The sequence below is a fragment of the Micromonospora sp. AB353 genome (assembly GCF_049538395.1).
Lineage (GTDB): Bacteria > Actinomycetota > Actinomycetes > Mycobacteriales > Micromonosporaceae > Micromonospora > Micromonospora aurantiaca.
In genome coordinates, this window is the sequence record NZ_JBMVFV010000103.1 from 1 (window position 1) to 18,647 (window position 18,647).

The 18,647-nt window shown below is 73.9% G+C and carries 16 protein-coding genes; 3 read left to right on the plus strand and 13 right to left on the minus strand.

Translation table 11 applies throughout. From position 1 onward, the window contains the following. The 13 genes from ACPCK6_RS26775 to mraZ all read right to left on the minus strand — a co-directional run. On the minus strand, positions 1–534 hold a 534-nt coding region (locus ACPCK6_RS26775; RefSeq protein ID WP_423482559.1), incomplete at its 3' end, for a YggS family pyridoxal phosphate-dependent enzyme. A 9-nt stretch (positions 535–543) separates the two neighbouring features. Then, positions 544–1,659 (minus strand): cell division protein FtsZ, encoded by a 1,116-nt coding sequence (gene ftsZ / locus ACPCK6_RS26780; RefSeq protein ID WP_396882279.1) that lies wholly within the window; start codon positions 1,657–1,659, stop codon positions 544–546. A gap of 227 nt (positions 1,660–1,886) precedes the next feature. Next, positions 1,887–2,705 (minus strand): cell division protein FtsQ/DivIB, encoded by an 819-nt coding sequence (locus ACPCK6_RS26785; RefSeq protein WP_262014595.1) that lies wholly within the window; start codon positions 2,703–2,705, stop codon positions 1,887–1,889. After that, complete coding sequence (gene murC / locus ACPCK6_RS26790) at positions 2,702–4,183, minus strand: UDP-N-acetylmuramate--L-alanine ligase (protein ID WP_423482560.1); 1,482 nt, start codon at positions 4,181–4,183, stop codon at positions 2,702–2,704. Before murC ends, ACPCK6_RS26785 begins: the two co-directional genes overlap by 4 nt. Positions 4,184–4,214: 31 nt before the next feature. Continuing rightward, positions 4,215–5,321 (minus strand): undecaprenyldiphospho-muramoylpentapeptide beta-N-acetylglucosaminyltransferase, encoded by a 1,107-nt coding sequence (gene murG / locus ACPCK6_RS26795; RefSeq protein WP_423482561.1) that lies wholly within the window; start codon positions 5,319–5,321, stop codon positions 4,215–4,217. After that, the gene (locus ACPCK6_RS26800) at positions 5,321–6,823 is read right to left on the minus strand and encodes an FtsW/RodA/SpoVE family cell cycle protein (protein WP_370584962.1); all 1,503 of its coding nucleotides are present in this window, start codon (positions 6,821–6,823) and stop codon (positions 5,321–5,323) included. Before ACPCK6_RS26800 ends, murG begins: the two co-directional genes overlap by 1 nt. A gap of 144 nt (positions 6,824–6,967) precedes the next feature. Continuing rightward, positions 6,968–8,095: a phospho-N-acetylmuramoyl-pentapeptide-transferase gene (mraY, locus tag ACPCK6_RS26805; protein ID WP_091420798.1), complete on the minus strand. Its 1,128-nt coding sequence runs from the start codon at positions 8,093–8,095 to the stop codon at positions 6,968–6,970. Then, positions 8,092–9,501, minus strand: a complete 1,410-nt coding sequence (locus ACPCK6_RS26810) for a UDP-N-acetylmuramoyl-tripeptide--D-alanyl-D-alanine ligase (protein WP_423482562.1) — start codon at positions 9,499–9,501, stop codon at positions 8,092–8,094. Before ACPCK6_RS26810 ends, mraY begins: the two co-directional genes overlap by 4 nt. Beyond that, the gene (locus ACPCK6_RS26815) at positions 9,498–11,060 is read right to left on the minus strand and encodes a UDP-N-acetylmuramoyl-L-alanyl-D-glutamate--2,6-diaminopimelate ligase (RefSeq protein ID WP_396882283.1); all 1,563 of its coding nucleotides are present in this window, start codon (positions 11,058–11,060) and stop codon (positions 9,498–9,500) included. The genes ACPCK6_RS26810 and ACPCK6_RS26815 overlap by 4 nt, the downstream gene beginning before the upstream one ends. A gap of 52 nt (positions 11,061–11,112) precedes the next feature. After that, positions 11,113–13,326, minus strand: a complete 2,214-nt coding sequence (locus ACPCK6_RS26820; protein WP_423482563.1) for a peptidoglycan D,D-transpeptidase FtsI family protein — start codon at positions 13,324–13,326, stop codon at positions 11,113–11,115. Positions 13,327–13,329: 3 nt separating this feature from the next. Beyond that, entirely contained in the window at positions 13,330–13,911 is a 582-nt protein-coding gene (gene ftsL / locus ACPCK6_RS26825; RefSeq protein ID WP_423482564.1) for a cell division protein FtsL, read from the minus strand. Beyond that, positions 13,908–15,017 (minus strand): 16S rRNA (cytosine(1402)-N(4))-methyltransferase RsmH, encoded by a 1,110-nt coding sequence (gene rsmH, locus ACPCK6_RS26830; RefSeq protein WP_396882387.1) that lies wholly within the window; start codon positions 15,015–15,017, stop codon positions 13,908–13,910. The genes ftsL and rsmH overlap by 4 nt, the downstream gene beginning before the upstream one ends. 204 nt (positions 15,018–15,221) lie before the next feature. After that, on the minus strand, positions 15,222–15,653 hold the full coding sequence (gene mraZ / locus ACPCK6_RS26835) for a division/cell wall cluster transcriptional repressor MraZ (protein ID WP_073831045.1): 432 nt from the start codon (positions 15,651–15,653) through the stop codon (positions 15,222–15,224). Positions 15,654–16,008: 355 nt separating this feature from the next. On the opposite strand from mraZ, the gene ACPCK6_RS26840 reads away from it, so the two are divergent. The 3 genes from ACPCK6_RS26840 to ACPCK6_RS26850 all read left to right on the plus strand — a co-directional run. After that, positions 16,009–17,256, plus strand: coding sequence for a MurT ligase domain-containing protein (locus tag ACPCK6_RS26840; protein ID WP_423482565.1), 1,248 nt, complete (start codon positions 16,009–16,011; stop codon positions 17,254–17,256). Then, positions 17,246–17,968: a type 1 glutamine amidotransferase gene (locus ACPCK6_RS26845; RefSeq protein WP_091420812.1), complete on the plus strand. Its 723-nt coding sequence runs from the start codon at positions 17,246–17,248 to the stop codon at positions 17,966–17,968. The genes ACPCK6_RS26840 and ACPCK6_RS26845 overlap by 11 nt, the downstream gene beginning before the upstream one ends. A gap of 29 nt (positions 17,969–17,997) precedes the next feature. Next, the coding region (locus tag ACPCK6_RS26850) for a TVP38/TMEM64 family protein (protein ID WP_423482566.1) at positions 17,998–18,647 on the plus strand (650 nt) is incomplete at its 3' end.

The following is an 18,647-nucleotide window of genomic DNA, read 5'->3' on the forward strand; positions in this document are numbered from 1 at the left end:
CAGCCGCAGCCCGTCGGCGCCGGCCACCGCCGCGGCCACCGGGTCGAGCCCGCGCTGCGGATCGGCCGCGCCGGGCAGCGCCCCGCCCCGGGCCGGGTCGCCGTCGATGCTCACCTGCACCAGCACGTCCAGCGGCCGGTCCCGGACCGCCCCGGCGGCGGCGTCCAGCGCGGCGGCCAGCCGGACGCTGTCCACCGACTGGACCACGTCGGCGTACCGGACCACCGAGCGGGCCTTGTTGCGCTGCAACTGGCCGATGAAGTGCCAGCGCGGCGCGGCGCCGGCCGCTGCCACCGCCTCCGCCTTCGGCGCCGCCTCCTGGTCGCGGTTCTCCCCGACGTCGGTCACGCCGAGCCCGGCCAGCGCGACCACGTCCGCCGCCGGGTACGTCTTGGTCACCGCGACCAGGGTGACCTCGTCACGCCGCCGCCCGGCAGCCGCGCAGGCGTCGGCGATACGGGCCCGCACCCGGGCCAGCCCGGCCGCCAGCTCGGCGCGCCGCTCGGGCCGCACCGCCGTCTGTGACTCCGTCATCGGCGCGGCTCAGGACCCGTTCTTGAGGAAGTCGGGCACGTCGACGTCGTCGAAGAGCACCCGGCGCGACGGCTGCTGCGGCGCCGGCATGGTGGCCGGCGGACTCACCGGAGCGCTCGGCTGGGCCGGCGGGTTCTGGTTGCTCTTGCGCGGCGGCTCGACCGCCTTGTACGCCGGCGCGCCCCCGTCGAAGCCCGCCGCGATCACCGTCACCCGCACCTCGTCCCCGAGCGCGTCGTCGATGACCGCGCCGAAGATGATGTTCGCGTCCGGGTGGGCCGCGTCGGTGACCAGCTGCGCCGCATCGTTGATCTCGAACAGGCCGAGGTCCGAACCGCCGGCGATGGACAGCAGCACGCCGCGCGCACCGTCCATGCTCTGCTCCAGCAGCGGGCTGGAGATGGCCGCCTCGGCCGCCTCGACGGCGCGGTTCTCGCCCCGGGCGCTGCCGATGCCCATGAGCGCGCTGCCGGCGCCGCTCATCACGCTCTTCACGTCGGCGAAGTCCAGGTTGATCAGGCCCGGCGTGGTGATCAGGTCGGTGATGCCCTGGACACCGGAGAGGAGCACCTGGTCGGCGGTGCGGAACGCGTCCATCATGGAGATGTTGCGGTCGCCGAGCGCGAGCAGGCGGTCGTTCGGGATCACGATGAGCGTGTCGCACTGGTTGCGCAGCTCCTCGATGCCCGCCTCGGCCTGGACCTGCCGGCGCTTGCCCTCGAACGAGAACGGCCGGGTGACCACACCGATGGTGAGCGCGCCGAGCTTGCGGGCGATGTTCGCCACGACCGGCGCGCCGCCGGTGCCGGTGCCGCCACCCTCGCCGCAGGTCACGAACACCATGTCGGCGCCCTTGAGGACCTCTTCGATCTCGTCGCGGTGGTCCTCGGCGGCGTTCTTGCCGACGTCCGGGTTGGCGCCCGCGCCCAGTCCCCGGGTCAGCTCCCGGCCCACGTCGAGCTTGACGTCGGCGTCGCTCATCAGCAACGCCTGCGCGTCGGTGTTGATCGCGATGAACTCGACGCCCTTGAGCCCAACCTCGATCATCCGGTTGACGGCGTTGACGCCGCCACCCCCGATGCCGACGACCTTGATGACCGCCAGGTAGTTGTGCGGAGGTGTCATCTCCGGTCCTTTCCCTTCGAGATTGGCATGGGCCGACCCCACACGGCTTGGCCGGATCAGCGGCCTCGACGGGTGAACCCTCACCCTCTACTAGAGGCTTAGAGTTATGTCAACCACTGATCTCTTCGGGGCAACGTATGCGCCGCCGCGCCAGGAGCCAAGGACCTGTTCCGGCGTGTCGCCGACCGAGCGACAGGGGACACATCGCCCGCCCACTGAGCCGCGGGTCACTCGAACGTGACCACGTCCGGCGCGCTGACGTCGATCCGGTCCGCCTTACGGCTCAGCAGAGCGGTCGCCACCGTCGACTTGTCGGTGCCCCGGGAGGCGTCACCCCAGAACACCTGACGCTCGCCGCGCAGCAGCAGCGTGATCCGGGCCAGCCCGGCCACGTCCACCGCTACCAGCTCCGCGCGCAGCTTCTCCCCCAGCGCCGCGAGCACCGCCAGCCCGGCCCGCGTACCCGGGTCGTCCGGGCCGGGCCGGGCGACCCGGACCTGCGGCAACCCGTCCGGCGCCCGGTCCAGGCGCTGGAACACCACGCCCGAGCCGTCGACCACCACGAAGCCCTCACCCTGCGGCACCGCCGCCACCGGGGTGCGCTCCCGCACCCGGATCACCAGCGTGCCCGGCCACTCCCGTTCCACAGTGGCGCTCGCCACCGGCGGCAGCGTGCCGACCTTGCGGGCGGTCGCGTCCAGGTCCACCCGGGCCAGCGGCGCGTTGTCCGGCACCGCTGCGGCGTCGCGGATCTGCACCGGGGTGACCAGCCGCGCGCCGACCACCCGTACCTCACGGACGCCGAACAGGCCGGTGCCCAGCACCGTCCACGCCACCAGGCCCGCGACGGCGAGCACCGCCGCCGCGACCGCCCACGGCAGCGCCGCCCGCATCCGCCGCTGCCGGGCCCGGGCCATGAACCGGCGGGTCGACGGCGGCACCGCGTCCGCGTTCGCCCGCACGAGCTGCCAGCGCCGGGCCGGGCTGCGCCGCCCGCCGCCGCCGTCCGGTCCGGGGGTACGGCCGCGGGCCGGACCGGGACTCATCCGGCCGGGGTCGCCGCGCCGTCCGGGTCGACGCCGGCGCCGAGCCCCGTGCCCCCGGCGGAGCGGGCGAGCAGGGCGTCGAGCAACTGGTCACCCATCAGCGAGATCGGCGGCGCGCCCATGGTCACCACCACGTCGCCGGTCCGCGCCCGCCGGGCCACCTCGGCCGGCACGTCGTCCCACGACTCGACGAACACCTTGCGTTCGGCCGGCAGCGACACCTCCTGGATCAGCGCTGCCGAGCCCTCGCCGGGGCGGCGCGTCTCACCGGGGCCGAAGACCTCCAGCAGCACCACCTCGTCGGCGATGCCCAGCGCGGCGGCGATCTCCGCCTGGTTGTCCCGGGTCCGGTAGAGCCGGTACGGCTGGAACACCACGATCAGCCGGCCGTCGCCGGCCACCTCACGCAGCGTCTGCAACGCCAGCGTCATCGAGGTCGGGTGGTAGGCGTACTCGTCGTAGACCAGCACGCCGTCCGCCGCGCCCTTGCGCTCGAAACGCCGCCGCACACCGGGGAACGCGCCGAGCGCGGCCTCCGCCGCGGCCACCGGCAGTTCCAGCAGGTACGCGGCGAGCACCGCGGCGGCGCTGTTGAGCGCCATGTGCCGGCCCGGTACGGGCAGCCGGATCTCGCCCAGCGGCCGGCCCTCGACCTCGGCCTGGTAACGCACCCCGTGCGCGGACGAGACGACCTCGCTCATCCGCAGATCCGCGTCGGCGGACTCGCCGTACGTCCAGACCCGGCGGCCCTCGGCCCGCAGCGTCTCGGCCAGCCGGCGCCCGCCCGCGTCGTCGGCGCAGGTGATCACGAAGCCGGCCGGGTCGGTGAGCCGGGCGAACTCGGCGAACGCCGCCTCCAGGGTGGCCAGGTCGCCGTAGGTGTTGAGGTGGTCCGCCTCGATGTTCGTGATGATCGACACGAACGGGCGGTAGATGAGGAAGGAGCGGTCGCTCTCGTCGGCCTCGACCACGAAGTGCTCGCCGGTGCCGTGGTGCGCGCCGGAACCCACCTCGGAGATCTCGCCGCCGATCACGAACGACGGGTCGGCGCCGGCCTGCTGGAGCACCATGGTGACCATCGAGGTGGTGGACGTCTTGCCGTGGGTGCCGGCCACCGCCACCGTCCGGCGGCCGGTCATCGCCGCGGCGAGCGCCTCGGAGCGGTGCAGCACCCGCAGCCCGCGCCGGCGCGCCTCGACCATCTCCAGGTGGTCCTGCGGGATGGCCGAGGAGTAGACCACCGTGTCCACCCCGTCGAGGTTGGACGCCTCGTGGCTGGAGTGGATGGTGCCGCCCAGCGCCCGCAGGCCGGCCAGCGACGGCCATTCCCGCAGCTCGCTGCCGGAGACCGGCAGGCCCCGGGTGAGGAACAGCCGGGCCAGCCCGGCCATCCCGACCCCGCCCACCCCGATCAGGTGGATCCGGCCCAGGTCCTCCGCCGTCATGGTGCCGGCGGGCGTGAACTGCGCGGTGTTCATCAGACGTACCTTCCCGTCGCGGTGTCCCCCATCAGCGGGCCACCGCCTCGTAGACGAAGTTCAGCAACGCCACGTCACCGTCGCGGCGGCCGTAGCCGGCTGCGGCGTGGCTCATCGCGTACAGACGCTGCGGATCCCGGATCAGCGGGATCACCGTCCGCTCCAGCCACGCCGGGGTCATCTCGGCGTCGTCGACGAGCAGACCGCCACCCGCCTCCACCACCGGCAGCGCGTTGCGCTTCTGCTCCTGGTTGCTGTGCGGGTAGGGCACGTAGACGGTGGGCAGGCCGATCGCGGCCACCTCGGCGCAGGTCATCGCGCCGCCCCGGGCCAGCATCAGGTCGGCGGCGGCGTAGCCCAGCTCCATCTCGGACAGGTAGGGCAGCGTGACGTACGGCACCGGCAGGTCGGTGGGCACGGACACCGGCTCGTTGCGGGCGCCGATGACGTGCAGCACCTGCACGCCGTTGCGGGCCAACTCCTTCGCCGCGCCGGAGACGGCCAGGTTGATCGAGCGGGCCCCCTGCGAACCACCGGCGACGAACAGCACCGGCAGGTCGGGACGGAGTCCGAAGTGGGAGCGCGCGGCGTCACGCAGCGCGGCCCGGTCCAGCCCGGCGATGCCCCGGCGCAGCGGCACACCGACCACCCGGGCGTCGCGCAGCGCCTCGGCCTGGGCCGGCTGGTGCGGGAAACCCACCGCGAGGTTCTTGGTGAACTTCATCCCGAGCCGGTTCGCCACGCCCGGCGGCACGTTCACCTCGTGGATGACGATCGGCAGCTCCCGCCGCCACGCGGCCAGGTAACCCGGCACCGAGACGTACCCGCCGAAGCCGACCACGGCGTCGGCCTGGACCTCGTCGATCACCTTGCCCGCCGCGCGCGCCGCCTTCCACATCCGGTCCGGGGTACGCACCAGGCTCATGTTGACCGACCGGGGAAGCTGGTAGGCCGGGATCTGCCGCAGGTCGTAGCCGGCCGGCGGGATCAGCTCGTTCTCCAGCCCCTTGGGTGTGCCCAGACAGGTGATCCGGACGCTCGGGTCGTGTCGGCGCAGGCAGTCGGCGAAGGCGAGCAGCGGGTAGATGTGCCCGCCCGTACCCCCTCCGCAGAGCACCACCGAACGCAGCGGACCCATCAGCGTCTCCTCTCGCTCGCCGCGCCGGCGCGCGCCCGGTCGGACCGGGCGCCGCGCGGCGCGGCCTGGTCGTCCTGCCGCCGCTGACGGGACCGGGGCACGGACCCTCGGTCGGCCGGGGGCGGCGCCGGTCGGCGGCGCCGGCCGGGAAGCGGCGGCAACGGGGCCCACACTAGTCGGACCCATCGGGCGGGCGGACGGGCGTGCAGCGCCCGCGCCGCGTCCGGCTCGGCGCGGGCGAACGAGGCGAGCATGCCGATCGCGGCGAGCGTCACCACGAGGGCGCTGCCGCCGTCGGAGATGAACGGCAGCGGTACGCCGGTCAGCGGCAGCAGCCCGGTCACGCCACCGATGTTGATGACCGCCTGGCCGACCAGCCAGGCGGTCACGCCGGCGGCGGCGAGCCGGCGGAACGGGTCCTCGACCCGGCGGGCGATGCGCATCCCGGTGTACGCCAGCACGGCGAACAGCGTCAGCACCACTGTGCAGCCGACCACGCCCAGTTCCTCGGCGACGATGGCGAAGATGAAGTCGTTGTGCGCCTCGGGCAGGTAGTTCCACTTCAACGAGCTCTGCCCCAGGCCGACGCCGAACCAGCCGCCGTTGCCGATCGCGTAGCGGGCCTGCACGAGCTGGTAGCAGTAGTCGAGCTGCTGCTCGAAGCAGGTCTTCGGGTCCGGCGGGTCGAGCCACATGGTGAGGCGGCCGAGCCGGTAGTTGTCGGCGTCCCGGGAGCCGGAGCCGGCGCCCAGCGAGGCGGCGGCCACCAGCAGGCCGACGCCGGCCAGGCCGATCGTGGACAGCGCGGCGAAGACGCGGGCCCGTACGCCCGCCGCCCAGAGCATCCCGACCACCAGCGCGAGCAGGCAGAGCATGCTGCCCAGGTCGTTGTAGCCGACGAGGACGAACAGCAGGCCCACCACCGGGAACAACGGGGTGGCCAGTTCCTTCCACCAACCCAGCGCGGCGCCCTTGCGGGCCAGCACGTGCGCCGCCCACAGCACCAGTGCGAACTTCGCCACCTCGACCGGTTGCAGCGAGATCGGGCCGAGGGAGAGCCAGAGCAGTTCGGCCTTCAGCGGCCCGATCGAGGTCACCCCGAACAGCGAGTTCAGCGCGACGAGCAGGTTGAGCGTGAGCAGCAGCGCCACCGCCACGCCGAGCGCCGGGCGGCTGACCGCCCGGAACGTGCGCGCGGGCAGCCGCTGGCAGGCCCAGAACGCGCCGATGCCGATCACCGCGAACACGGCCTGCTTGGTCAGCGACGCGGACGCGTCGCCGCCCTCGGCGAAGTCCTTCACGCTCGTGGCGGAGAAGACCATGGTGAGGCCGATCAGCAGCAGCAGGCCGGCGCTGGACAGCAGCAGGTAGTACGAGGCCAGCGGCCGGGCCAGCAGGCCGCGCAGCGCGGCCAGGCCACCGGCCGGATCCCAGCGCGCCGCCGGCGGTTCGGCCGGTGGCGTGGCAGCCGGGGCACGGCGGGCCGGCGGGTCGCTGGTCACCTGGATGTCTCGTCCCTCCCCCACAGGCCCATCATGGCCGTTCGACCCGCCCGCCCGTGGCGCAACCGCCCGGTCGGCGTGTCGGATCTGAAGGAAGGGCCCCTTATTAACAGACGTCTGTTAATAAGGGGCCCTTCCTTACACCTAGCTGACGGCGGCGAGGAACTCGCTGTAGAACAGGCCCAGCGCGATGGCCACCCCGATACCGGCGATGATCCAGAACCGGACCACGATGTTGACCTCGCTCCAGCCCGCCAGCTCGAAGTGGTGCTGCAACGGCGACATCCGGAACACACGCTTGCCGGTGGTACGGAAGGAGATGATCTGGATGACCACGGACATCGTGATGATCACGAAGAGGCCGCCCAGGATCGGCAGCAGCAGGATGGTGCGGGTGGACATCGCCATGCCGGCGATCAGGCCGCCCAGCCCGAGCGCGCCGGTATCGCCCATGAAGATCCGCGCCGGGGACGTGTTCCACCACAGGAAGCCCACGCAGGCGCCGGCCGCCGCGCCGGCGATCAACGCGATCTCCAGCGGGTCGCGCACGGCGTAGCAGTACGACTCGGTGTAGTTCGGGTCGGCGCACCAGTGCCGGTACTGCCAGAACGCGATCAGCGCGTACGCCGCCAGCACCATCACCGAGGCGCCGGTGGCCAGCCCGTCCAGGCCGTCGGTGAGGTTGACGCCGTTGGTGGCCGCCATGACCACCATGATGATGACGATCACCGCGCCGATCTTGCCGATCTCCAGCGCCGGGATGTCCCGGATGAAGCTCAGCGTGGTGCTGCCCACGGTCTCGGTGTTCGTCGCGTTGCCGCCGGCGTCGGTCATGCTCGACGGGAAGTAGACGGCCACCGCGCCGAAGACCGCGCCGACCAGGATCTGCCCGGCCAGCTTGCCCCGCTTGTTGAGGCCGCCGCTGTGCCGCTTGCGCACCTTCAGGAAGTCGTCGATGAAGCCGACCGCGCCGGAGAACACCATCAGCCCCAGCAGCACCAGCGCCGTGATGGTCGGCTCGACCTGCGCGATCTGCGCGTCCGGCAGTGTGGTCAGAGCCAGGTGACCGGCCACGTACGCGATGACAGTGGCCAGGATGAAGACCACGCCGCCCATGGTCGGCGTGCCCTTCTTGCCCTCGTTGCTGGCAAGCCCGAGGTTCGATCGGATCGGCTGGCCGGCCTTGAGCCGGGCGAACACCTTGATCGCGATCGGCGTGCAGAACAGTGAGATCAGGAACGCGACCCCGATGGCGACGATGACCGCCCTCATGCGGCGCCGCCCTCCGTCGCACCCTCCGGGGCGTCCGCGCGCAGCGCGTCGGCCACCTCCCAGGTCCGGTACCGGGAGCCCTTCACCAGCACCACGTCCCCCGGACGCAGCTCGCTCCGCAGCACCTCGACGGCCGCCGCCTGATCGGTGAGCAGCACCGACTCTCCTCCCCAATTACCTACCGCTGTCGCGCCCTCGTGGATCGGCGCCGCCGGCTCGCCCACCACGAGCAGCCGGTCCACTCCCAGTTCGGCCGCGAGCCGGCCGACCTGCTGATGCCCCTGAAGTTCGAAGTCACCCAGCTCGGCCATGTAGCCGAGCACCGCGACGGTACGCCCGTCGCCGCGCATGCTGGCCAACGCCCGCAGCGCCACGCCGGTGGAGGCGGGGTTGGCGTTGTACGAGTCGTCGATCACGGTCACGCCGTCGGGACGTTCGAAGACGTCCATCCGCCGGGTGGAGACCAGGCCCAGCTCGTTCAGCGCCGCCGCCAGGTCGGGCAGCGGCAGGCCCAGCTCGCGGCCGACCGCCGCGGCGGCGAGCGAGTTGGAGACCTGGTGCCGGCCGGTCAGCCCGAGCCGCACCGGCGCGCTGCCCTCCGGGGTGACGAGGGTGTACGAGGGCCGTCCCCGGCCGTCGACGGTCACGTCCACGGCCCGCACGTCGGCGCGCTCCGACTCGCCGTAGCGCACCACCCGGGCCCCGGTACGCGACGCCATCGCGTCGACCCGCGGATCGTCGGCGTTGAGCACCGCCAGCCCGTCGGAAGGCAGCGCCTCGACCAGTTCGCCCTTCGCGAGCGCGATGGCCTCCACCGAGCCGAACTCGCCCAGGTGCGCCACGCCCACGTTGAGCACCACCGAGATCCGCGGCGGCACCACGTCGCACAGGTAGCGGACGTGCCCGACCCCGCGGGCGCCCTTCTCCATCACCAGGTAGCGGGTCTCCGGGGTGGCCTGCAACGCCGTGTACGGGTGCCCCAGCTCGTTGTTGAACGAGCCGGGCGGCGCCACCGTCGGGCCGAGCCGGACCGCGAGCTGGGCGATCAGGTCCTTGGTGGTGGTCTTGCCGGACGAGCCGGTCAGCCCGATCACGGTCAGCCCGGGTAGCCGGTCCACCACCGCGCGGGCCAGCCGGCCCATCGCGTCGAGCGCGTCGCCGACGAGCACCATCGGCACGTCCGGCACCTCCCGGGTGCCGAGCACCGCGACCGCGCCGGACGAGATCGCGCCGGCCGCGTAGTCGTGGCCGTCCACGCGTTCGCCGGGGAAGGCGACGAACAGCCCGCCCTGGTTGACCTTGCGGGAGTCGAACTCGACGGTGCCGGTGACCCGGGCGTCCGGGTCGGCGCCGACGAGCCGGCCGTCGACGGCGGCGGCCACCTCGGCCAGCGTCAGCGGGATCACCGCTGCCCCACCAGGTCACCGAAGCGGGCGCGCAGCGCCGCCGCCAGCTCCACCCGGTCGTCGAACGGCAGCACCTCGCCGCCGATCTCCTGGCCGCGTTCCTGGCCCTTACCCAGCACCGCCACCACGTCACCCGGTTCGGCCACCCGGACCGCCTCCTCGATCGCCGCCCGCCGCCCGGGCACCTCGATGACGCGGGCCGGGGTCGCGGCCGCGTACGCGCCGGCGAGCACCTCGGCCCGGATCGCGGCCGGGTCCTCGGTCCGCGGGTTGTCGTCGGTCACCAGCACCACGTCGGCGCCGCGCGCGGCCACGCCGCCCATCACCGGCCGCTTGCCCCGGTCCCGGTCGCCGCCGGCGCCGAGCACGCAGATCAGCCGGCCTTCGGTCAGGCCGCGCAGCGCGGTGAGCACCGCCTCGATCGCGTTGGCCTTGTGCGCGTAGTCGACCACCCCGCGTACCGGGGCGTCGCCGCTGACCAGTTCCAGCCGGCCGGGCACGCCACCGCAGGCGGCCACGCCGCGCGCCGCGGTCTCGGGGTCCACCCCGGCGGCGACCAGCAGGGCGACCGCCAGCAGCGCGTTCGCCACGTTGTGCCGGCCGGGCAGCGCCACGCCGGTGGGCAGCGTCAGCCCGTCCGGGCCGTGCAGGGTGAACCGCTGGGCGTACCCCTCGCCGTCGATGCCCTCGGCCCACCAGGTGGCGTCCGGGTCACCGGCCGCCGAGTAGGTGACGGTGCCGGGCTTGTCCAGCGGGCGCAGCGCCGGGTCGTCGTGGTTGAGCACCTCGACCCGGCAGCGGCCGTCGAACAGCTTGGCCTTGGCCGCGAAGTAGTCCGCCTCGTCGGCGTGGAAGTCCAGGTGGTCGGAGCCGAAGTTGGTGTAGCCGCCGACGTCGAACCGGACGCCGCCGACCCGGCCCATCGCGAGCGCGTGGCTGGACACCTCCATCACCACGGTGTCCACCCCGTGCTCGCGGGCCACCGCGAGCATGGCGTGCAGGTCGGTGGCCTCCGGGGTGGTCCGGACGCTGTCGATCACCAGGTCGCCGAGGCGGGTCTCCACGGTGCCGATCAGCCCGGTGACGTGCCCGGCGGCGCGCAGCCCGGACTCGACCAGGTAGCTGGTGGAGGTCTTGCCGGCGGTGCCGGTCACCCCGATCACGGTCAGGCCGGCGGTCGGGTCGCCGTAGACGGTCGCGGCCACCTCGCCGAGCGCGTCGCGCGGGTCGTCGACGACGAGCACGGGCAGGCCGGTGCCGGCGGCGAGCGCCGCGCCGGCCGGGTCGGTCAGCAGGGCCACCGCGCCCGCCTCCGCCGCCGCGGCGGCGAACTCCGCGCCGTGGCGGCGGGCACCGGGCAGGGCGGCGTACAGGTCGCCGGGGCGTACCTCCTGGCTGGCGTGGGTCACGCCGGTGACGGCCGGTTCGTCGGCCTCCTCCGGCAGAGTCGCCGCCACGCGGGCGGCGAGGTCGCCGAGCCGTACGGGACGCACGGTTGTGGGACGTGGATTGCCGGGCACGGCGTCAGACCCTACCCGGTCGTCCGGTTCCGACCGCACAGCCGCCCCGGTGGTTCGTCGCCACTCACCGATGATGTCCCGCCGCCCCCGCTCAGCGCGGAAAGACCTCGAACTTCGGGGACTTGTTGGTCAGCGACGGCGGCACCCGGTAGTGGCGGAGAGTGAAGCCCATCATCTCCCGGAACGCGGGCGCGGCGACCGCGCCGCCCTCGCCGCCGGGGCTCCAGACGAACACCGCCACCACGTACCGGGGGTTCTCCGCCGGGGCCATGCCGATGAACGAGCCGACCGGCCCGGGCTGTTCCTTGCCGTTCTCGTAGCGCAGCCCGGTGCCGGTCTTGCCGGCGACGCGGTAGCCGGGCACCGCGGCGGCCAGCCCGGTGGCCCGGCCGTCCGGGCCGTCGACAGTGGTGACCGCCTCCATCATCCGGCGCAGCGCCGCCGCGTTGTCGGGGCTGAGCACCGAGCGGGTGGTGGGCGCGGCGGCGGGGCTACGCTTGCCGTCCGCGCCGATGGTCTCCTTGACCAGGTGCGGCTGCACGTAGGTGCCGTTGTTGGCGATGGTGGCGTACGCGGCGGCCATCTGCAGCGGCGTGGCGTCCACGCTGTGCCCGATCGGCACCGACCCGTACGCCGAGCCGCTCCACTGGTCCGGCGGGAGCAGCCGGCCGGAGGCCTCGCCGGGCATGCCCTCGCCGGTCGCCGCGCCCAGCCCGAACCGCTTCTGGTAGTCGAACAGCCGGTCCTTGCCCAGCTTCTCGGCGATCTCGATGGTGCCGACGTTCGACGAGAAGGCGAGCATGCCGGGGATGCTCATGGTGCGGCCTCCGGCCGGGTGGGTGTCGCGGAAGGTGACGCCGCCCCGGACGATCGTGTCGGAGACCGGGAACTTGGTGTCCGGCGTGATCACGCCCTCCTGGAGCGCCGCGCCGTACGTGATCGCCTTGTGGATCGAGCCGGGGTCGACCACGAACGTGGTGGCCGCGTCGTCCCGGTCCGCCGGGGAGCCGACCTTGGTGGGGTTCGCCGCGTCGTACGTCGGCTGGCTGGCCTGCGCCAGCACCTCGCCGCTCGGCACCTCGATGATCACCGCGGCGCCGACGCTGCCCTTCACCTTGGCCGTCTGCTTCGCCAGGATCCGCTGCGTCATGAACTGGAGGTCCCGGTCGAGGGTGAGCTTCAGCGAGCTGCCCGGCTGCGGCTGGGTGGTGCGGCTGTAGCCGCCCGGGATGGGCGCGGCCAGGTCACCGAGGCCCACCTCGTAGGTCCGCTTGCCGGCCTGCCCGCGCAGCACGTCGTCGTACTTGGCCTCCAGCCCTTCCAGCCCGTTCATGTCCTGGCTGACGAAGCCGAGCAGGTTGGCGGCCAGGTCGCCGCCGGGCACCTCGCGGCGCTCGTCGCGGTGCACGTTGATGCCGGCCAGGTCGAGCTCCATGATCCGCTTGGCGGTGCCGATCTCCACACCGCGGGCCAGGTAGACGAACTGCAACGGGGTGTCGGTGCCGGGCAGGGTGCGCTTGCGCATCTTCTCGGCCAGGTCGGACACGGGCACGCCGAGCAGCGGGGAGAGCAGGCGCGCGGTGGCGAAGCGGTCCTTGACCCGGGTCGGGTCGGCGAACACGTACCGGGCCTCGACGCTGTGCGCCAGCGGCTCGCCGCTGCGGTCGAGGATCGCCCCGCGCGGGGCGGGCAGCTCGACCACGGCGAGCCGGTTGGGCAGGCCGCCGTCGGCGTACGCCGGGGTGTCCACGGTCTGGAGGTAGACCAGCCGCACGCCGATGCTGGCGAACAGCGCCAGCGCCAGCACGGTGCCGAGCCGCAGCCGCCGGCGCGGGTCGCCGAGTCGCGGCGGGCGGCGCGGCTTGCGTACCGGCCGGCGGGGTTGCGCGGCCGGGCGGCGCGGCTGGGATCGGCGGCGCGGCGGCGGCGCGTCCTCGTCGTCGTCGAACGGTTCCCGCACCGGCCGGGACGAGACGGTCCGCACCACGCCGGCCCGGCCGCCCGCGGCGGTGGACCGGCGGCCGGACCGGGCGCCGTCGGTGGCGGGCTCACGCGTGCCGGCCCGGCCGGCCCGGCCGCCGTCGAGCACCTGCAACGCGGGCCGGAACGGGTCGCCGGAACGGTTGCTCCGGGGGGTACGCCGTTGCTCGGCGCCGCCGCCCTCGCGCACGGTCCGCCCGCGCGGGGTGTACGCGCGGGCGTCGGAGATCCCGCCGAGGCCCGGCTCGCGCGGCTCCGACCCCCGCGACGATCCGCGCCGGGAGCCCGTGGCGTCCCGGCGCGGATCATCCGATCTCGGCGGCATGACTCAGCCTCCGTTGCCCTGCGGGCTGGTGACCGACGGGGCGCCCTGCGCGGGGTGCGGCACCCCGATGGTCTGGCCGTCCGGCAGCCGGATGTAGGCCGGGTCCTCGGACTCGACCAGGCCGAGCCGCCGGGCGTTGGCGGTCAGGTTGCCGGGCGCCTCCTGCTTGGCGATCTCCTTGCGCAGCTCCTGCTCGTCCACGTCCAGCTTGGCCTGCTGCTGCTGGAGCTTCTCCAGCTTGAACGCGTTCTCGTTGATCTTGGTGTTGACCGCCAGGATGCCCAGCACCCCGCCGACCACCAGCACCAGGATCAGCGCGACGAACGGGGCCCGGGGCACCCGGATCGGCGCCGGCGGGGCGACCCGCAGGCGCGGCGTGGGCGCACCGGTGACCCGGGTACGCTCGGCCGGCCGCAGCGCGGCGCTGCCCTGCGTCGGAAACTCGCGCGCCCCCCGGGCGCGAGCCTGCTCCCGGCGGTCGGTCGCGGTCGTGTCCCGCGTGGTGCGCTGCGCCGCGGTCCGGCCCCCCGACCGCGGTGCGCGCTGCCCGACGGCTCCCCGGCCGTCGCGCTTCTCGACGTTCATGTCCCCTCCCCCTCCTCGTCCGTCCCGTTCGCGTCCCCCGGGGCCGACCGCGGATCCTCGCCGGACCCCGGTGACCCCGTCCCCGGTTGGTGCATCGCCTTGACCCGGCGGCGGTACCGTTCGCGGTCGGTACGCCCCTGCCGGGCCGCCTCCGGATCGAGCCGTTCCGCGGCCCGCAGCCGCACCGAGGCGGCACGCGGGTTCGCGGCCACCTCCGCCTCCCCGGGCAGCTCGGCGCCCCGGCTCAACAGCCGGAACGTCGGGCCCGACCCGGGCAGTTCGACCGGGAGGTCGATCGGGCCCTTACTGCGGACCCGATCGGCGAGCGCCTGCTTGGTGAGCCGGTCCTCCAGCGAGTGGTAGGACAGGACCACCATGCGGCCGCCCACTGTGAGCTTGTCCAGAGCAGCCGGCAGCGCCGTCTCCAGCGCTGCCAGTTCTCTGTTTACCTCGATCCGTAAAGCCTGAAACGTTCTCTTTGCCGGGTGTCCACCGGTTCGTCGGGCCGGTGCCGGAATGGCGTCCCGGACCAGCTCGGCCAGCCGGGCCGAGGAGGTGATCCGGGTGCGCTCCCGTTCCCGGATGATCGCCGAGGCGATCTTCCCGGCGAACTTCTCCTCGCCGTACACCCGCAGCAGGCGGGCCAGGTCCGGGTGGGAGTAGGTGTTGACCACCTCTTCGGCGGTCATCCCCCGGGTCTGGTCCATCCGCATGTCCAGCGGCGCGTCCTGCGCGTACGCGAACCCGCGGTCGGGCGCGTCCAGTTGCAGGGACGAGACGCCGAGGTCGAACAGCACCCCGTCGATCGCCGGGTAACCGAGCCGGTCGAGCACCTCGGGCAGTTCGTCGTAGACGGCGTGCTCCAGGTGGATCCGGTCGGCGAACCGGGCCAGGCGGACCCGCGCGTGGGCGAGCGCCTCGGTGTCCCGGTCCAGGCCGATCAGCACCGTGTCCGGATGCGCCGAGAGCACCGCCTCGGCGTGGCCGGCCAGGCCGAGCGTGGCGTCGACGTGCACGGTGCGACCGGGCCGGCCCAGTGCGGGGGCCAGCAGCTCGAGACACCGCTCGAGCAGCACCGGCACGTGCGTGCCGCGTAGCTCCCCCATCTCGACCCCCACCCCGTTCGCCAACCGTTCCGTCACGTGTCCGTCGTCGCCACGACGCCTCGCCATACCGCCAGATCCCCATCCGCTCCCGCCCGCCGGAGGCCGCGGCCCTCCGTGTCGGATCGTGCGCCTGGCACCGGGGAAGGGGTGCCAGGAACTCGAAAGCGGCTGGAGATCTCGCAGTACGTCGGGCGCCGTCACGCCCTACAGACCGCCGGGCAGCACCCCCTCCTCGATGTCGGCGAAGTCGTCTTCGCTCTCCGCGAGGTAGGCCTCCCAGGCCGCCCTGTCCCAGATCTCCACCCGGGTGCTCGCTCCGATCACGACCAGATCCCGGTCCAGTGCCGCGTACGACCGCAGGTGGCCGGGAATCGTGACCCGCCCCTGCTTGTCCGGCACCTCGTCGTGCGCGCTGGCGAAGAAGACCCGGCTGTAGGCCCGGGCCGCCTTGCTCGTCATCGGCTGCGCGCGCAACTGGTCCGCGATCCGCTGGAACTCGGGCATCGGGAAGACGTAGAGGCAGCGCTCCTGCCCTTTGGTGATCACGACACCCCCCGCCAGTTCGTCCCGGAACTTCGCCGGCAGGATCAACCGGCCTTTGTCGTCCAGGCGCGGAGTGTGGGTGCCGAGGAACATCGGCCCAACCCCCTCGCCCTGAGCGGCGTTCGCGGCGCCGCTGACCCCCCGGGCCGGTGTGGCCCTCCCGGCCTCACCATCGCGCCCCACTCTACTCCACTTCCCTCCACCTGCAACCAGAATCGCCCGCGTGGCGTGGCGTTTCCGCGCGCAAAACCGCACGTCAACGCGGGTGGGGCGGAGTGGAGGGGGTGGGGCGCGCCCCACACCGTCCGCTACCCGACATCGACCGCCGCCGTCCGGCCACGCGCGCTCCGCCCGTCCGCCGGGCCGTCCCCGGCCGAACGGTTCGCCGTCGGCGGCGATCTGGTGGAGGTGGCGGTCCGGTAACCTCGCTCGCGTGACGGACGCGAAGATGCCCTTGCGGGCAAAGGTGGCCAGCTCCGTGTCGCGCACCGCCGCGGCGCTGTCGCGGGCCGCGGGCCGTGGCGACGGCTCGGTGATCGGCGGCTGGATCGGCCTCAAGATCGACCCGGACCTGCTCGCCCACCTCTCGGCCGGGCGGGCCATCGCCCTGGTGTCCGGCACCAACGGCAAGACCACCACCACCCGGCTCACCACCGCCGCGGTCGGCGTGCTGGGCCGGGTGGCCTCCAACGCCTTCGGCGCGAACATGCCCACCGGCCACACCTCGGCGCTGGCGAAGGCCGGCAGCACGCCGTACGCGGTGCTGGAGGTGGACGAGCACTACCTCGCCCAGGTGCTGGAGGCGACCGAGCCGCACGTGGTGGCGCTGCTCAACCTCTCCCGCGACCAGCTCGACCGCGCCAAGGAGGTCGCCATGATGGCGCAGCTCTGGCGCGCCGCCCTGGTCCGGCACCCGCGGGTACGGGTGGTCGCCAACGCCGACGACCCGATGGTGGTGTGGGCCGCCTGCCCGCCGGCCGACCCCGCCCAGGGCCACGTGCCGCCGCACGTCACCTGGTTCAGCGCCGGACAGCGCTGGCACGACGACTCCTGGGTCTGCCCCGAGTGCGGCTCCACCATCCAGCGCTCCGGCGAGCAGTGGTGGTGCACCGGCTGCCCGCTGCGCCGCCCCGAGCCGAACTGGACGGTCGAGGACGACGGCGTGCTCGACCCCACCGGCGCCTGGCACAAGATCCAGCTCCAGCTCCCCGGCAAGGTCAACCTCGGCAACGCGGCCACCGCGCTGGCCGTCGCCGCCGAGTTCGGCGTACGCCCGGTGGACGCGGTGTCCCGGCTCGGCACCGTCACCTCGGTGGCCGGCCGCTACGCCCAGGTCGACCGCGACGGGCGCAACATCCGGCTGCTGCTGGCGAAGAACCCGGCGAGCTGGCTGGAGGCGTTCGACATGGCCGACGTCGCGCCGACACTGCTGTCCATCAACGCCCGCGACCCCGACGGGCTGGACACCTCCTGGCTGTTCGACGTGGACTTCTCCCCGCTGACCGGCCGGCAGGTGCTGATCACCGGCGACCGGGCGTACGACCTGGCGGTGCGGCTGGAGGTGAACGGCGTGCCGTTCCAGCACGTCCGCAGCTTCGACGAGGCCGTCCGCGCGGTGCCGCCGGGCCGGCTGGAGGTCATCGCCAACTACACCGCCTTCCAGGACATCCGAGCGGAGCTGGACCGTGTCAACTGAGAGCCTGCGCATCGTCTGGATCTATCCCGACCTGCTGTCCACCTACGGCGACCGGGGCAACGCGCTGATCCTGGCCCGCCGGGCCCAGCTGCGCGGCATGCCGGTCGAGGTGCTGGAGGTCCGCTCCGACCAGCGGCTGCCCGCCACCGCCGACATCTACCTGATCGGCGGCGGCGAGGACGGCCCGCAGGCGCTCGGCGCCCAGCGCCTGATCGCCGACGGCGGCCTGCACCGGGCGGTGGCCCAGGGTTCGGTCGTGTTCGGCGTCTGCGCCGGCTACCAGCTGCTCGGCACCTCCTTCTTCGCCAAGGGCACCCGCTGCGCCGGCCTGGAGCTGCTCGACCTGTCCTCCGACCGCGGCCCCACCCGGGCCGTGGGCGAGCTGGCCGGCGAGGTCGACCCGCGGCTGGGCATCCCGCACCTGTCCGGGTTCGAGAACCACGGCGGCCGCACCCACCTCGGCCCGGGCGTGTCCCCGCTGGCCCGGGTCACCACGGGCGTCGGCAACGACGGCGCCACCGAGGGCGCGTGGCGGGGCAAGCTGCTCGGCACCTACTCGCACGGCCCGGCGCTGGCCCGCAACCCCGACCTGGCCGACCTGCTGCTGCGCTGGGCGACCGGCATCCACCAGCTCCCCCCGCTCGACGACACCTGGGCCGACCGCCTCCGCTCCGAGCGCCGCACCGCGGTGGCCGCCGCCCCGAGGCCGTGACCGACGCCGCCCGGCCGGGGCGGCGACCGGTGGCCCGCCGGCTCGCCGGGTTGCTGCGGCAGCCCTCGGCGCGCCGGTTCGGGCTGCTCCTGCTGCTGCTCGCCGGGTTCGGCGTGACGCTGCTGCTGGTGCCCCGGCCGGACCCGGCCGACCTGCCCCGGCTCGCCGACTCGCTCGGCGGCTACGGCCCGCCCGCGGCGGTGATCGGCGGTGCGCTGCTGCTGGTGGCGCTGGTGCCGCGGACGTTCGTCACGCTTGCCGCGGGCGCGATCTTCGGCCCGGTGCAGGGCGCCGCGTACGCGCTCGGCGCGGCGCTGCTCGCGGCGGCCATCGGCTTCACAGTGGGCCGGGTGCTGGGCCGCGACTTCGTCGCCGAGCGGGTACGCGGCCGGCTGGCCCGCCTCGACGGCTGGTTCGCCCGGCAGAGCGTCTTCGGCGTGATCACCGTACGGCTGCTGCCGATCGCCGGGTTCGGCCTGGTCAGCTACGGCTACGGCACCACCGCCGCCCGGGTGATGCCGTTCCTGGCCGGCAGCGTGATCGCCTCCGCCCCCACCGCGATCGGCTACGCGGCGATCGGCGCGGCGGTGACCAGTCCCGGTTCGATCAACTGGTACGCGGCCGCGCCCGCCAGCCTCGGCCTGATCGCCAGCGTGCTGATCATCCACCGCTGGTGGCG

Bases quoted from the DNA above. Each gene is read 5' to 3' on its own strand.
- mraZ (WP_073831045.1), bottom strand. From the start codon at position 15,653: ATGTTCCTCGGCACCCACACTCCGCGCCTGGACGACAAAGGCCGGTTG.
- ACPCK6_RS26785 (WP_262014595.1), bottom strand. From the start codon at position 2,705: ATGAGTCCCGGTCCGGCCCGCGGCCGTACCCCCGGACCGGACGGCGGC.
- murG (WP_423482561.1), bottom strand. From the start codon at position 5,321: ATGGGTCCGCTGCGTTCGGTGGTGCTCTGCGGAGGGGGTACGGGCGGG.
- murC (WP_423482560.1), bottom strand. From the start codon at position 4,183: ATGAACACCGCGCAGTTCACGCCCGCCGGCACCATGACGGCGGAGGAC.
- ACPCK6_RS26820 (WP_423482563.1), bottom strand. From the start codon at position 13,326: ATGCCGCCGAGATCGGATGATCCGCGCCGGGACGCCACGGGCTCCCGG.
- rsmH (WP_396882387.1), bottom strand. From the start codon at position 15,017: ATGGGGGAGCTACGCGGCACGCACGTGCCGGTGCTGCTCGAGCGGTGT.
- mraY (WP_091420798.1), bottom strand. From the start codon at position 8,095: ATGAGGGCGGTCATCGTCGCCATCGGGGTCGCGTTCCTGATCTCACTG.
- ACPCK6_RS26840 (WP_423482565.1), top strand. From the start codon at position 16,009: ATGCCCTTGCGGGCAAAGGTGGCCAGCTCCGTGTCGCGCACCGCCGCG.
- ftsZ (WP_396882279.1), bottom strand. From the start codon at position 1,659: ATGACACCTCCGCACAACTACCTGGCGGTCATCAAGGTCGTCGGCATC.
- ftsL (WP_423482564.1), bottom strand. From the start codon at position 13,911: ATGAACGTCGAGAAGCGCGACGGCCGGGGAGCCGTCGGGCAGCGCGCA.